The sequence below is a fragment of the Epilithonimonas tenax DSM 16811 genome, from assembly GCF_000428485.1.
Classification (GTDB): Bacteria; Bacteroidota; Bacteroidia; order Flavobacteriales; family Weeksellaceae; genus Epilithonimonas; species Epilithonimonas tenax.
Genome location: NZ_AUAA01000003.1, coordinates 171,767 through 187,522 on the forward strand (window position 1 = coordinate 171,767; position 15,756 = coordinate 187,522).

Consider the following 15,756-nt stretch of genomic DNA (forward strand, 5'->3'; position numbering starts at 1 on the left):
TTTGTTTAATCGAAACTATCTATCTCTTCCAGCAGGTTGATTTTTAGTAAATCATTTGATAAGGAATTCAATTTATCCTCTTTATCATACACTTTCACGTATCCTATTTTCGTTTTTGAACCTTTGGAACTCAATTCCATTCTTACTTCAAAACTTCTTTCTGCCGGCAATTCGCTGGTTAAATTTAGTATAACTTCTTCTTCGTTTGAAATAATTTGATTGTCAATATCATAAATAGCAACTCGCAAAATTCGGGATTTATAATCAGTGCCAATTGGTTCTACCTGCAAGAAATTTAACTTAAAAAAACTGGTAGAAACAGATTTTATAGTATCTATTCTTTTGAAATTTACTTTTTTAGCCAAATTCCTACGGTTCCTGTACAATTGAAGTACGGGTACAATTACTTCCTGCAAAGCACCGCCACCGTGCACAAACTGTTTCCCGATATTTCCTTTTTTTCTAAACCTGTTGATGGCTTTTGGAAGAATCACCTGCACTTCTGAAACGATATTAGTAGTGGCGGATAGAGGAAATTGATACGTATCTGCATAATCATTTGTATCTGTAGTAAGACAAAAACGGGTATGATCTTTTAAGGTATTCTTCAAAACAGGCAATTGTTGCGATGTGGCATCAGAAATCTTTTTATAGTTGAATAAGAAACCGTGATCTGCAGTCACCAAAACATTGTAAATATTGAAGTTACCGTACAATTTTCTAATTAATGTTTTCAACTGGGTGATGCATTGTTCAGCCGATTCAAATGTATAATATTCTGAACCTTGCTTGTCGCCAATAGCATCCATCCAGTTGTGGTACACGTAAACGGTATGTTTATCTCTCAAATAATTTCTGCCTTCTTCTGTATTGAATTTTGAAAAAGTAGCATAATCTATCACGCCAGAATTACTTTCTGCCAGTTTTAAAATCTGCTCCCGATTGGTACTTACTGTTTTGATTTCAGCAATACTGTAATCTATATTTTCATCTGTAATAATGGCTCCGATAGTTTTATTAGGCAATAGGTTGCTCATTCCCAAATTGGTGTAAGATGGGATAGATGCCAACATCGCCGAACAAGTAATGTTATTATCTGATTCTACTTTCAATTCGTTCATCAATTCTATGCCCAGCTCGTAGCGGAATGCATCGGAAATAATGACCACTTTTTTATTGGTAATTGGTGCTACGAAGTCGTTGTAAAAATTGAATTGTTTGGCGGTGGTTAGTTTATCAAAATCAAAACCGATTTCATCCAGGCTTTTTACCCAAGGATTATTCACATCAATCAAATATTGATCGTAGGTTTTGTTGAGTTCTGCAAAAACGGTTTCATAATCTGATAACATCTCTTCTGAAAATTGTTGATACGCTGTAAATGCCACTCGGTAAAAGCCATCAAGTTTATACAATTCCTTTTCGTAGCGTTGGATATATTCTTGTGGTTTATTAAAAACAAAATCTGAATACCGGCGAATCATTTCAAAAAATCGAGCGGTATTGAGTATAAAACTTACTTTTTGTTCATAGCCTTCATATTGCTCCGAGTTATTGTTAAAAGATGCGTATTGCGATACAATTTCCGATGGATTAATTAAAATTTCTTTCAGCGAATTGCTCAACAAAGACTGTACAATTTTCTTGGTTCTAATGCCGTATTCTTGTGCAGAACCATACCATTGGTAGATTTTTTCTTCGTTGATGCTTGCTCCTAATTCATCAAAAATGGTTTCAAAATGGAGGGATTTGTTTTTATCATCTTGCCAATCTTTAAAGAAATTGGTGATTTTTATTTTCGCCGTGTCGTCTTTTATTTTTAATGTTTTATACACATCAATTGGTTCTGCCTCGGCAATGGGAGCGGTAAGCAAATTGTATTTCAGTTGCAACCAAAGGTTTTTCAAGGTATCAAAGCGAAGGTCTTCTGCTTCTATACTTAACAGTTGTGCAATGTTTAGTTTTACTGTTTCGTCTAATCCTGCATTCACCAATATTTGTTGCTTTTTCTCCCAAGCAGTTTGTCCTTCCTGTAAAATTTCAAAAATTCGAATCAGGTTAAAAGCGATATTGCCTGTTTTCTTTTCTTCTAAAATAATAGAAACAACGGCAGTATATAATTTGCTGATTTCAAAAGGTTTGTTAGTTAAAGCTGGTAGTATTTTCGACTGGTTTTTCTTCGCTTTTATCCATTTTTTTACAAGTCCCACATTTTCTCTTTGTTGAAGCGGTATTTTATATTGGTGCAGCAAGTCCGAGATTTCGTCCATCGCCAGAATGTTTCCTGCCAATAATAAATCGGTGAGCGGATAATTGATATATTCTTTCTCTTTGGGCTCTTCAGAAAGGTGATACAACAATATCTTGTCTGATTTTTCTTTAAACTCTACCGCGTGTTTCACCGCAAAAAAATTACGGTCTACAGTCACTATTTTAAAATCGGATTGATCGTAGCTCATCAACTCTTCTTCATACTCTTTATCGGCGTCAAATAAGAATAGAATAGGGTAATCAATCTCTGAGAATTTTTGCTTTATTTTTTCTGTGATCATTTTAATTCTTTTATTAAAACGTTATCTATAGCGGTCATCTTTTCTGTATCTACTTGATAATTGGCTGCATATTGAGACCATTTTTTCACTAAAGCAATGCAGTCATTGATTATTTTTTCAGGATATCTAATAGAATTTTGTTCTGCAATTTGCAATAGATCTTGGCGTGCAAAGTTTTTTCTTTTCCCGTTGATGCTTAGGTTGTGCTGGCTTACCCAAACACTTCCCGGGCGATAGGCGAAACAGATGTCGTAAGCGGGAGATAATTTCCATTTTCCTGTTTTATCCATCAGAAAAGCAAAATTTTTGGTATGATCGTCACAGTTTCTGGCAATCACATTAAAGATCATTCTTTTGTACATCTGTTCTGCCTCTGCATAAGTAAGCTTTAATTGACGCATTGTTTGAAAAACTTGTTCGTAACTGTACGACGTAATATTGGCATAGTCATAATGCTGAATTGCACAGAGCGTTTGCGAGTGTATTTTATCTCCATCTTTACGATCAAAACGCTTGGTCATAAAATGCACCCTATTATTTTCTTCAATTAAACGAGATTCCATCATATCGATGCCGAAATCTGTAGCCATTTTATAATAGGCCATTTCTATTCGCCCGTATCCTTTTGATGCACCAAACTGCACATCACTGATTTCATCAAATTTAATCAGCCAATGTTCGAATCCTTTATCAGCCAAAGCTTGTCCGGATCTTATCTGACCTGTTTTTTCGTTATAGGCGATGATGGCTTTTGGACGAGCTCCACCTGCCGAAGTTCCCATTTTTAAAATATCCATCATCACATCTTCCATCTTGCCGGAAGTTTGAATTTGAATATCTTCTTTCTTTTCCAAAAGAGCCTTTGTAACTTCTATCAAATCGCTTAATTCTACATCATAAGATCCGGATTCTTTAGAAATAACAGGCTCAAACTCTAACGCTCCCATTCCCCGTTTTCCTATAAAGCATAGCAGTTCTACAGGATTTAAGGAGTTGTCTGGTCGGCCTTGTCTTGCGAGCCAGGCATTGATCAGTTCTTTACCATAACGATCAGGAAGTGCATCTGCCAATAATCCGGGCAAACCTTTGAAAGTTTCATTATCTCTTAATTGAGGAAAATTATAAATCCTGCTGGTATCGGGCATTTTCAAAGGTGCTAAAGCCCATTTTTCTAATGAGAATTTAGGATCATACTCAAAACTTGCCAGTTCGGTATCTGGATTCCAGGCTACGGCTCCTACCCGTTTTCCCCAAATATTTATAAATGCGGTTGTTACCATCCCAAATCTTCTTTCTCTTGATTATTGCTGCGATTAGAAGCGCGCTGTCTGGTCTTGTTTTCACCCTTTGCCAATTGCAACGGACTTATTTCTTCCGGCAACTGAAAGTTTTTTAAAACATACAAAGCATCAAGAATCCGTAAAATTTTAATTAAATTAAGCAAAGAAATATTATCGCCTCGTTCAATTAAGCTTAAGGTAGAACGGCTGATTGCAGCATCGTTTGCCAAATCTTCTTGGGTACGTGTTTGCTGAATGCGTGTTTGCTGTATAAAATTTCCGATGTTTTGCAACAACGCCTTGTCGGAAAGTAGATTTATGTCTGAAATATCACTCATAAAGCTTAAATTTTAATGTTAATGAATGAAATACCACTCATTAAAAAATAAATATCTAATTATAATGCTAATGTATGAAATATAAAGCATAAAATTAAATTTTTATAGTTAACGTATGATATTTCAGTCATTAATTTTAAAAGGCATTAGCCAAAAGCGTACGGCTAAAAGCCATTATATCACCGCCAAAGCACCATCAAACTTCGCATAGTTCACCGTTACACCATCATCTAAATCGAAAGTGATTTGTTGGGCAGCTAATTTTTTCAATACCTCGTTGTACGCTTTGAGTTCGCTTATTTGCTTTTCTAGGTTTTCAAAAATTTTGAGTTCTTGTTTAGAAAGATTGGCTTCATTTTTCTCCATCGCTTGCTGTTTATCTTTTAGATAATCCTGATGTGGATGCAGGTAGTTTTGCATTATTTTCTGAACCGTGTAGCCATCCATACGGTGCATATACACCAATACGCGGAAGGCAGCAGTGTGTGGCTTTTTAGGATTGGATGAGAACAACCAATAGATGGGTTTTTTCTTATACACATTGCCCGAAATATGGTAAGGCCAGAATTTCTCTGTCATCCATTTATCCAGCTTCATCCCCAAAGCATCGTCTATAAAGTTAAGGTTTTGCGTATGGCTGTCTTCACCGTAAATGCGGTGCAAAATATCTTCTATTCTTTTTACAGCATCATCTGGAAACGCACAAGCATTTCCCATTAATGGTAAAATAGCATCGTCATCTATGGTGAAAGTGAAAAGGGATGAGCGATTTGTGATTAGCTGTTTAGCTTGCTCATTAATCCACTCAGCATTTTCTGTATTTCTATGATTTGATTCTGGAGATTCTTCTGCTGGGTTTCCTGAAGATAATTCAGCCGAAAGGCTATCTCCAGTTGCGTATCCATTTCTGCTAGCGAACCCTTCGCTATTTTCAGAAAGTGAAGAAATTCCTTGGTTCCCCGCTGATGTCCTTCTGCTATATTGCTGGGAACTGATACCGTTGCTCGTCTGATTTGACTCGTGAGTCCATACAATTCCTCCCTCGGAAAATTGTGACTGAGACTGTAAACTTCTGTTACCAACAACATAGCTTTCTGCCAAACCAACAGATCTCGAAAACTCTGGATGCTCATAGTGTATGTGGTTTAAAATTAATTCTTGACTCTTTGCTCCTAATCCCTTTCCGCCAATCACTAAATACTCTTTTAATTCTTCTTCACTTGCATTGGGATGGGCAATGTGCAAACCGCTTTTATCTAAACGGTAGCGACCAAGCATACAACCTACCAAATACGACAGCAATTGACTGATGACAACTTCTTTCTGAATAGGCAAAACAACGCTTTCTCCCGCTCTGTATGCAGGCTCTAAAGCGGTGAGATCCTCTGCTTTTAGCTCATCTTGCAGTATGGTAATGTCTTTTAGTGCCACTTCTGGCGTAAGCTCGTCTTGCAAACCGTAGATGTCTATAAAAATACGGTTGAGTTCTTCTTCATTGGTATGCAATTGGAAAAAATCTTTGCTTACCTTTTCTTGCCAAGTTTGATACGCCTCTTTTAGGGAATAGTTGGTAGAGACAAGTGACGAGTTCTCCATACCTGATCCCTTTTCGCTACTCCCCAAATCCCAAATCCCTAAATCCCTAATCCCTAACAAAGGATTCTGCTCAAAATCCCAGGAAGTTTCTCGGGAATCCCAGTCGATTTTGGTTATTTCAAAAATACTTGTTAATTCCAATTCTTTGATGTTCAATACTGGAATTATTTTAATATTATCAACTGTTATATTTAGTGTTGGATTAATAATATTTAAAAAATATTTTGAAATTTTAGAATTTAAAACAGATAGTATTAAATCGAAGTCATTATCATTTTTCACAAATAGAAAATTCCCTGCTTGATCATTTATAAAATCCTCATAAATCCTAAAAGATAATGATCCAGAAGTAAGAGAAGAATAACTAATAATCCTTTTAAAGTTATACTCAATATTCTGTGGTCTTGACAATTGTCTACCTTCACTATCTCTAAAATTTATAATTTTATTCCCGTCATTTTCCCAATTAACAACATACTCTTGATTTCCATACCATTTCTTAAATTCACCACCTTTATTATATTTAAACCATTTCAATCCATCTTTTTGATTTGATATGTTTGATTTTTCGATACCCACTTCAAACCAAAATCTTAAAAATCTGTCGTTATCAGAAGTCGCAATACCTCTTTTTACTTGCGATAAGGTATTAACATTAATCTTATTTAGGAGGTTCAATAAATTATTGGATAGACTATACGCAATCGGGCTTCCCGGTATTTTTTCAAAATTGGTTTGGGGAATGTTGGGATAGAAAATTTGTTTACCTACTGCTGTTCCGTTTTCAGGAATTTCACTTACACCATCATCATCACGGTATTGGTTGAAATCGTATTTATAATCTATTTTTCCATTGCTGTATAAAAACAGTTTTTCAATATCTTCAAAATAAATATGTTGGAAATTTCGCTCGTGTAATCTAAAGTAAGAACCTTTAGAATTTTCATTAGAACTTTGCTTTTGAATGGCAAATGCTACCGAACCAAAATCAATCCCAAAAATTCCCCTTCCCATATGCAACAGAGAATCGATGCGGTAATTCGTTAAATAATGTTCACGCATCTTTTCAAACGTAGAAAGAAATAACCAAGAAGGAAGATTAATTAAAGCAAAATGAAAATTATCCTTTGTCAAATTTGGAATTACTTCCATAAAAATGGTCATTAAATCAGCTTTGGTCATAGGATAATGCATATTCACATAATCTTTCAGCGCCCCATTCATCGATTTTTGTCCCATATACGGCGGGTTAGCTACCACGGCGGCGTATTGTTGGGTAAGCACCAAAGCTACTTCTACATAAGGTTTGAGATGTGCCCAAATGGCTTGCTGTTCCAAATCCAGCGTTCCGGCATTGCTTTTTTGTTGCCATTGCTGGTATTGCTGTTGCAAAATGCTAATGGCTTCTGCCGGCAAAGAAAGCTTGAGGGCAGAACCTATGTTTTTACCTTGTCTTAGCAGATCTATGGTTTGGTAGATTTCTTTTACATATTGGTTGTTGGTAAATGTGGCAATGTCTTCGCTCACAAAACCGTGGTCTTCTGGGAACGCATACACGTGTGGCAAAACGGCCAAAGTGTTGCCGAGCAAAGTTTTTCCTTCGCCGCGGGCAGCATTTTCCAGTTGTTGTGCGGCTTTTAATAAAATGGCAAAACGAGAGAGTTGCATCGCACGGCCATCCAAATCCAGACCGTACAAATTGTTTTTCAAAATGCTTTCTACGGCTTGTTTGGCACCGTAACCTTGTTCGCGGTACATTTTGTAGAGCCACTCAAAACCGGTTACCAAAATATGTCCCGATCCGCAAGCTGGGTCTATCAGCGTGAGTTGGGTAATATCGTCTATCAATTGGCTTTTGCCATCGGTTTCGTTTTGCACCAAATAGTTCATTTGGTTTTTCAGTTCAGAATCTTCTTCGTAATCCAGATAAATTTTCCCTACGGTATTTTCTTCTTCAAAAATAACCATAACTGATTATCAATTATTTATGATTTTATGGTACAAATATGGTAATGATTTTAAATTTTAAAGGTAGAGAAATATTCGAAAATCTTCATTCCATTTTATTCCATTTTAAATAAAACAAATCTTAGTATTTCAAATGTTTTTTAATTGCAGTATTTAGCAAATGTTCTTTTTTCCGTAGCTGTGTAGAAAAGATATTACTGTCGAAGATCATTTCACACCTCTTTATGTAACTAAAATAATTAGATTTATTTTTATTTACAGATGGCTTAACGATCATTGAGAACTCATCTCTCGCATTTTTCACAAGAAATGTTCTATTCCGAAACGTCTGTTTAATTTCTCCATTCTCCCCATCTAAATCTCGTAACGGTTTTTTGTATAATTTTCTTATCTGATTTTTAAACACTGCTTTTGGAATATTCGGATTTTTGTTTTTTATTGCTCGATTAGATCTTCGTCGGACAATAGAAATTAGTCTTCTATAAAATTTAGCAATATTTGTTGATTTTATACAAGTATTGAATCCTCGAAATTCAAATCCAAGATATATTAAAGGCGCGTCTTTCCTTTCATTACCTTCAACTTGCTTAAAGGAAGTTAGTCTACTATTTTGTTCTTGATTGAATATAGATTTTCTAAAAACGAAAGATTCGGTTTTTGAAGAACTTATTTTTAGATTGCTTTGTTTAATAAGATTTTCAACATAATTTTTTATTTCTTCTAGATCATCTACATTTGCTACTATGATAATATCATCAGAATATCTTCTATAAAATCCCCCTTTATTCTTTACAACTTTTTCTATAATATTTTTATCAAAATCCAACAAATATAAATTTGCAAGAACTGCACTTATGGGTAATCCTTGAGGGATACCTACTTGAATTTTATCTTTATTATAAAATGAGTTTTTATAAATTCTTAATTTTCCCTGTTTTATAGTATTTCGAAAATCTGCATTTGACTCAAAGAAACTTTTAAAACCTTTTTCTCTTCTTATTCTTGCTAATTTTTTTTCATCAAAACCAGATCGTTTACCACTTTTTTGTATTCTAATTCGCAAATCATCTCTTAATACATAACTGAAATTTGTACAAGATTTGAAAACGTTTTTGTGATCTGGAGGTAATTCTTCCTCACCTAATAGATCGCTCCATTTTTTTTCTAACAACTGATGGTCTAAGCTTGAAAAAAAACTTTCTATATCAAAAGTTAGTACGCCTACTTCCTCTTGGCAATCGCTACGATCTCTAATCTCATCAAAAACTTCTTTAGCAAAATGAATCGTACTCTTTCCTTTTCCAGTTTCGTCTAAAATAATTTTCCTGTAAGCATTAACGCAATCGTCGAGTCCAAGATCTTTTTTTAATTCCGTTTCATATAATTCATTAAGTATTGAGGCGTAATATCCATAAATTAAAGCGTCAAAATGTGTAGCATAATGAATAGGTCTTTTTTTTGCAGTTTTTTCAAATTTAAAATTATCAAGCTTGAAATTATGCGTCCTCTCTTTTTCATTTAAATGTTTTTCGGAATTTACTTTTTTATATTTCCTTTCTTTGATGATAGAATGCATCAAAGGGTAAAAAGCATATTTCTGTATGAAAGAAGGATCTTGAATTTTCTTTTGATAACTTTTCCAATTTTCATTGATGCGTAAACTCGGGGACAAATGCAAATACCCCTTCGTTTTCATCCAATTTGGTTTGTCTGTAACATTTCTCATAAAAACCCCGTAGAAAGTTCTAGCAATAATGATTATTAAATTTACATACCTCCGAAGAGCGGACTAGTACCCATTGACTGAGTCATTGTGATGTTCGTAAACTAGGCGAAGATTTAACTTCAACTGCAAATTATTATCTAATGAAAACAATTATTACAATCCTATTAGCTATCTTTACAGGTGGATGCTCCTTGGTTGGAGATTACCTGCTTGATAAACTTTAATCCTGCAAAAGCAGTAAGACCGAAGTCCTTTAGTCCTGACTAGATGTAAAAAATCAACTTCCTACGAGTAGATCAAATATAGGAAAATAAAAAACTAAATAACTAATATGAGTAACTTTCAAATTGGAGATCTTATTTCTTTAAAAAACCACCCTTATTCTTTAAATCAAAAGACGAAAATTGGAGCAAATGCTTTAATGACACCACCAATTATGGTAGTTACTGAAATATTAAAGCAAAATAAATTCAATCCAGATTCTGAGGATGAAGAAAAACTTTTAGGACAAGTTCTGGGCACTTTCTATAGCTCTAAAAATTGTAATTATGAAAAATTTTGGTTTAATGTAGACGAAATCATTCTAATTGACAATGCAGAAAAAGAGAATATAGACAAGGACATTGCGGAAAAAAAAACAGTTCCAACCGAATTAACTGCTGTAAAAAAAGCATATAAAGGAAAGCAAGTGATTTTAAATTCCGCTGATGCAGAATTGGGAAAAAAGAAAATCAGCTGGAGTATAGAAAGTGATAAAGAAAAATTTCGAACTGAATCCTATATGGATTTTTTACCGCCAGTAATGACCGTAATTGATGTTGTTGAGAATTCTAAATTTTTAAAAGATAGAAGAGATCCAAAAGATGGTACGTTGAAAAAAGATTCTTGCAAATTTTTATTAAAATGCAAATGGTACAACCCATCCAAACAATCATTTTCTGAGGAATTTATCCCTTTTAATATTGTAGAGGAAGTTATCTTTGACCAAGAGAAAATTGATATTATACAGTTGGGTATGAGTGGAAGTAAATTATTTAAAATTCCTAAAATCACTCCATTTGAAGGACATAATAAAAGACAAATTAATAATACCTTAGTTGAAATCATCAACATCATTCTTTTAAATCATAAAATACGAATTGTATATTCTGATTATTTTTCAAAAAAAGTTAAATCATCTTACATACAAGAATTCAATTTTGAGGCAACGACGTTTAAAATTACAGATTTAACTAAAGATAAATTTCCAGACTATTCGTCTCAAGTTTTTAATGATGTAAAAAAGTTATCTTGGGAGAAAGATAAGTTTTATGAAATCAACTATACCGACAGAAAAGGAAGATTTACGCAAAGAATAATTACCAATTGCTCTACTAGCACTTTTGAAAACGAAGATGAAATTGAAGAAACTTTTATCATTGCAAATTGCTTATTAAGAAAAGGAGATATTCGACATTTTCGTTTAAAAAACATTACTGAAAGATCGACTTTAACAAAAGATTTTGAGAACTTACTAATGTAACTCTAAAGTGAACAGTTTAATTCACAAGTAAATTAATTTCTTGTAAATACATCTTTTTATACGAAGAAGAAACTCTGAATGAACTTTCGAAAAGGGGAATATCTTCAGTTTCTTCTTTTACTTTGAAATCTTCTTGAGTATGCTGATCTTTTTCTGTGAAATTTAAGTTTCCGGGATAAATGAAATAAGCAGATATCACATCATTCTCGATTCCTAACTCTTTATAAACACTATTTAATCTGGTATAGCCAGCCAATTGTCGTGCATCTTCCATCGTGGGATTACCGTTTGAATAACGTGGTTTGTATTTGGCATCTACAACTGCTTTTATTCCACATTTTGTATCTAGAATAAAATCTGGTTCTTGTTTATTGAATTTTTTATGATATTGCACTTCTCCTTGCAAAGCGAAATTTTCACGAAGTTTTCCAAATACAAATAATTCAAACAACTTACTCATATCTATCCAAAATGGTGGATGCAATGTTTTTGATTTTTTGGAGTTTTTAGAAATATTGTAGTCATTTAAAGCCAATATTTGATTTCCTAATTGAATTGCGAGATTGTAATTTTTATAAAACGGATTGCTCTCTTTGTAATCTAATTTACGGAAAGTATTGTCGCTTACCTGATGGAAACCACCATTGCAGTATCTTAGAATTTCTACTAAGTTTTTATAAATGTCTGAATTTTTCGAATAATCTTCCAAATGAATTGAAACACGAGCTAAAACAAATTTCAAAAATTGGTTTAATTCAATATCAAAGCCAAATTCCTGAAATTTACAAATGGTTTTTGTGTGGCGATTTTTAAATAAATTTTGTTTAATTTGTTGTCCGACCAATACTTTTCCTTTTACTCTATTGTTGAGATTTTCAACTTTTTCGTAATAGGATTTTTTCAAACCTTTTTTCACCAAATTTTTTACAACAGATAAAAACTGGGCAATTAAAAATAGTGTTAAAAGTGGTTGTAATTGATTGTCAATTTCTATCCATTCTTCATTAAATTTAGTAGAAATTAATCCATCTAAATGTTCAAAATTTTCTGGTTCTTTCAAGGATTCCAGTAGCATTTGTACATAATTTACTTGTTTTTCTTCGTTATTCAATTTTGGCTCAATATAGATGTTGGCTCCCAAATTTGGAAAACAGTCTAAACCAATATAATAAGACGAAGAAATACTGCAGGAGTATTGGTTTTCCTCAGAATTTCTTTTTAATGAAATGGAAACACAGTTTTTTTCTTCATCATTTTCAAAATTGATTTTATCTTCTAAAGTTGATAAATCGAAATAGTGCTCCCAATTTTCAATTTTTTGGAAAATAGAAATATGATCTTGATGATAATATTCAAAATGTTCTGAAATTCTTAGCATTCTAATCTTCGATTAAAGAGAATTGATTACACTTCTTGCCGATTCTTTCAAAATGCCATCTTTTATATATTCTTCTAGGATAGGTTTTATTTCGTACCTAATTCTAAAACGGAAATCAACAGGTTTTTCTTTAATATCTTCACCTTTTTCATTTTTTTCATAGTGTTGAATAAAATAAGAATGTCCGAGCCAAACATCCTTTGGATCGAAATCTGCTGTCATATATTCTGATTTTTTCATCACCACATTCTCATCCGAATAATCGATAGATGAATCATAATTTTCAATAAATAATGAAGCAACTTTAGCAAAAACCTCAACTTTAAAATCACTTTCTAATTTTGATTCTAAATTTTTTGGTAACACATCTACGAAAGCAAAACGCCTTCTAATGGCATAATCGATATGACCGACACTTCTATCTGCGGTGTTCATTGTACCAATAATGTATAGATTCGGTGGGAGAATCAGCTGGTTTGACTCTCCTACTTTGTACATCGACTCTACGTTTTCGCCACGGTATTCTAAAGCATAAATGAGTTCTCCTAAAACAGAAGAAAGATTGGCACGGTTGATTTCATCGATAACTAGAATAAAAGGCTTTTCTTTAACATCAGTATTTTGTAAATTAAAATTTTCTGGTAACTCTATTTTTTCTAGTAATCTAAGAATCATGAAATAGTACGGATATTTACCTTTCATTAGTAAATCAAATTCCTTTTCTTTATCTCTTAGATCAATCGGAATTTTTATTACTTCTCTATTGCCATAAACCTTCTCAATATCACTAAAAAGCAGTTTGTATCGTATCTCTTTTCTTTCTGGAAAACTATATATTAAATATTCATTGCCAACAGAGATTATTTCGGCTGTACTCTTTTCTCCAAATTTAAAAGTTTTTCCAGAATTGATTTCTTCATTAATTTTATCTATCAAAATATTAAATCGGAATTGAAACTCAGAATTTATAATTGGTTTTCCTTTACTTGCCAAAAAATTATTTAAAGCTTCTTTGGCAAATAAGCCCAAAGTTTTGTTTTCTGCTTCATACAAAATTCCGTCTCCATCAGGATTTGGTTTTGCAACAATTCCCTGTACAAAATCTTCATAGGTATAACTTGGGTGAAATTGGATGAGTTTGAATTGTTTGTTTTCCTGTAGTTCATTCACGTCGGAAAGACTCAACATTTCTAATGCTATATCTTTTGCTAATCTGGTTTTTCCTGTTCCGGGAGGACCTTGGAGGATGATTTGTTTTTTGTATTGAAGAAGATCAATCATAGGACTATTTTCATTTCGGTTATTTGATTTTTTACCATTTATAATATCCAAAAGATATTTTGGATACGAATCATTTGCATCTAATGGAGATTTATAATTAGTAACATCAGTAAGAGTTTTGAGAACTAAGCTATCATTTTCCAAATGCCAATTTCCATTTTTTTTCCAATTTATTTTTCGTCTATGCTTGTATTCATCAACATTATCATCAAAATAATACTCCGAAGTCACTTCACCATAACCCAGAAGTACTTGCAGTCCTTTTTTAGCAATGATAATGTCACCAACTTTCATTTTAATGAAAAAATCATCATTTGCAGAGGTATCGTTTGGTTTGTTTTCACTTCCACCATAAGCTTTTATTAAATCTTTTGTGATTTCTTCTCTGTTCTCATAACTGTTCAAATCTTGCAAATCATCCCAACCTAAAGCTACAATACCTTCGTTAAAAAAATCATCCCATTTTCGTGCTTGTTCACCTGGAGAATAGAGCCAATATTGTTTTTTCTCCTTGTCATTGTACTGAGTTGTACAATACATAAAATCCTGAATAAGCAAGTGTAACGACTGGTCTGCAAACAATTGTTGGTTTGTATTAGACTCTAAATATTCCGAAATAAACTCTTGATCTTTGCTTACAATTATTTTAATTTCATTAATTATATCAAGGTAATTAATGTAATTCTGATGTTGACCTCGCTTTATTTTTTTTGTGCCAAAAATTTCAGAAAAAGATTTTACAAAACTATATTTGAAAAGCGCATGTTTTCGTGGATTGTTGATAAAAAGATACAAAGACATACTTCTAATATCCTGACTGTGGTAATTTAGTTTAGTATCAGGATATTTACGTTTTAAGACATTCAGTTGATTATCAAAATAATTTTTGAAAGCATTAAGTCGTGTAAGTAAATCAATATTTTCATCAAATAGTTTATCAAAAGCAGACTTTGTTTCTTCAGGAAAATCATTAAAAAACCACGAAGCCATTGTAATAGGATAATAATTTACACTAGTCCATAGATTGTTACTTCCTTTTACTTCAAATGCTTCTTTAAACATTTTCCCTTTGTCAGGTGCGTTCCAGTCCCATTTTTCTGAAACCTGTTGCAATACATCCCATTTGTATTTTTCCTCGTATCGAGACGAGTCATCAAAAAACAATGTTTTATATTGATTCCACTTTTCAATTAGTAATTCTTGATCCATACACACAATTTAAGCTAAAAATTATTTCTCGTAACCACTTTCAATTTTCACTGAATAAATTCATAAGTTTCACAAAAATACGTTTTTGAATTTAACAAAAAATACGGGAATCCGTAGTGGCTTGATTTTAATCAGCTAAATGATAATTTAGAGCAGATGGCAAAAACGATTTATGATTATTGGTTTGTGCAATTTGATTTCCCCGATGAAAACGGAAAGCCTTATAAATCAAGTGGTGGCAAAATGGTTTGGAATGAGGTTTTGAAAAGGGAAATTCCTGAGGGATGGGAAGTTAAAAATATTGGATACTATTGTAAATCAACAGGTGGTTATGCATTTAAGTCAAGTTGGTGGTCAACTTATGGGATGCCCGTTGTAAAAATAAAAGATATTCAGGAAGATTATACAATCAACTTATCTGACTTATCATTTGTGGATGTTTCTGATAAAAATATTGATAATAAATTTATCGCAAAACCAGGAGATATTTTGATTGCAATGACTGGAGCAACTGTTGGCAAATATGCAATAGTGCCACACACAGAGCAACCTTTATATATTAATCAACGTGTAGGATATTTCGATTTGGGAAACCAACCTGAACAGCGGCTTCCGTTTTTAATAAATTCATTAAATCAAAAATATTTTAGGGAAGCTGTTTTTACATTAGCAAGCGGTGCAGCACAACCAAATATTAGTAATGAACAAATAAATAACATTCATTTACTTCTGGCTAAGAAAATAATTATTGAAAAATATAATAATATATTTCAACCCTATTATTCAAAAATATTAACTAATCAGAAACAAAACCAACAACTTAGCTCTTTACGTGACTGGCTTTTACCTATGCTGATGAACGGACAGGTAAAAGTGGAGTGATTTTGTAAAATAAATTATCATTTA

9 protein-coding genes are annotated in these 15,756 nt (G+C 32.9%); 2 read left to right on the plus strand and 7 right to left on the minus strand.

Going from position 1 to position 15,756, the window contains the following annotated elements; translation table 11 throughout:
* Positions 1–5 precede the first annotated feature (5 nt).
* From pglZ to F564_RS0102745, 5 genes are all read right to left on the minus strand, one after another.
* Positions 6–2,552 carry a BREX-1 system phosphatase PglZ type A gene (gene pglZ, locus F564_RS0102725; RefSeq protein ID WP_028121260.1) on the minus strand — a complete coding sequence of 849 codons (2,547 nt, stop codon included), beginning with the start codon at positions 2,550–2,552 and terminating at the stop codon, positions 6–8.
* Positions 2,549–3,832 carry a type II toxin-antitoxin system HipA family toxin gene (locus F564_RS0102730; protein WP_028121261.1) on the minus strand — a complete coding sequence of 428 codons (1,284 nt, stop codon included), beginning with the start codon at positions 3,830–3,832 and terminating at the stop codon, positions 2,549–2,551. Before F564_RS0102730 ends, pglZ begins: the two co-directional genes overlap by 4 nt.
* Positions 3,826–4,170 carry a helix-turn-helix transcriptional regulator gene (locus tag F564_RS0102735; RefSeq protein WP_028121262.1) on the minus strand — a complete coding sequence of 115 codons (345 nt, stop codon included), beginning with the start codon at positions 4,168–4,170 and terminating at the stop codon, positions 3,826–3,828. The genes F564_RS0102730 and F564_RS0102735 overlap by 7 nt, the downstream gene beginning before the upstream one ends.
* Positions 4,171–4,344: 174 nt before the next feature.
* A complete protein-coding gene (pglX, locus tag F564_RS20890; RefSeq protein WP_051259538.1) occupies positions 4,345–7,734 on the minus strand; it encodes a BREX-1 system adenine-specific DNA-methyltransferase PglX in 3,390 nt (1,129 codons plus the stop codon).
* 121 nt (positions 7,735–7,855) lie between these two features.
* On the minus strand, positions 7,856–9,460 hold the full coding sequence (locus F564_RS0102745; protein WP_028121263.1) for a reverse transcriptase domain-containing protein: 1,605 nt from the start codon (positions 9,458–9,460) through the stop codon (positions 7,856–7,858).
* Between the two features lie 331 nt (positions 9,461–9,791).
* On the opposite strand from F564_RS0102745, the gene F564_RS0102750 reads away from it, so the two are divergent.
* Positions 9,792–10,982, plus strand: a complete 1,191-nt coding sequence (locus F564_RS0102750) for a hypothetical protein (RefSeq protein ID WP_028121264.1) — start codon at positions 9,792–9,794, stop codon at positions 10,980–10,982.
* Between the two features lie 16 nt (positions 10,983–10,998).
* On the opposite strand, the gene F564_RS18595 is transcribed toward F564_RS0102750, so the two are convergent.
* Positions 10,999–12,360: a 5-methylcytosine restriction system specificity protein McrC gene (locus F564_RS18595; protein WP_051259539.1), complete on the minus strand. Its 1,362-nt coding sequence runs from the start codon at positions 12,358–12,360 to the stop codon at positions 10,999–11,001.
* Positions 12,361–12,372: 12 nt separating this feature from the next.
* Positions 12,373–14,850, minus strand: a complete 2,478-nt coding sequence (locus tag F564_RS20895; protein ID WP_051259540.1) for an AAA family ATPase — start codon at positions 14,848–14,850, stop codon at positions 12,373–12,375.
* A 156-nt stretch (positions 14,851–15,006) separates the two neighbouring features.
* On the opposite strand from F564_RS20895, the gene F564_RS18600 reads away from it, so the two are divergent.
* Positions 15,007–15,732, plus strand: a complete 726-nt coding sequence (locus F564_RS18600; protein WP_051259541.1) for a restriction endonuclease subunit S — start codon at positions 15,007–15,009, stop codon at positions 15,730–15,732.
* The last annotated feature ends 24 nt before the right edge of the window (positions 15,733–15,756 follow it).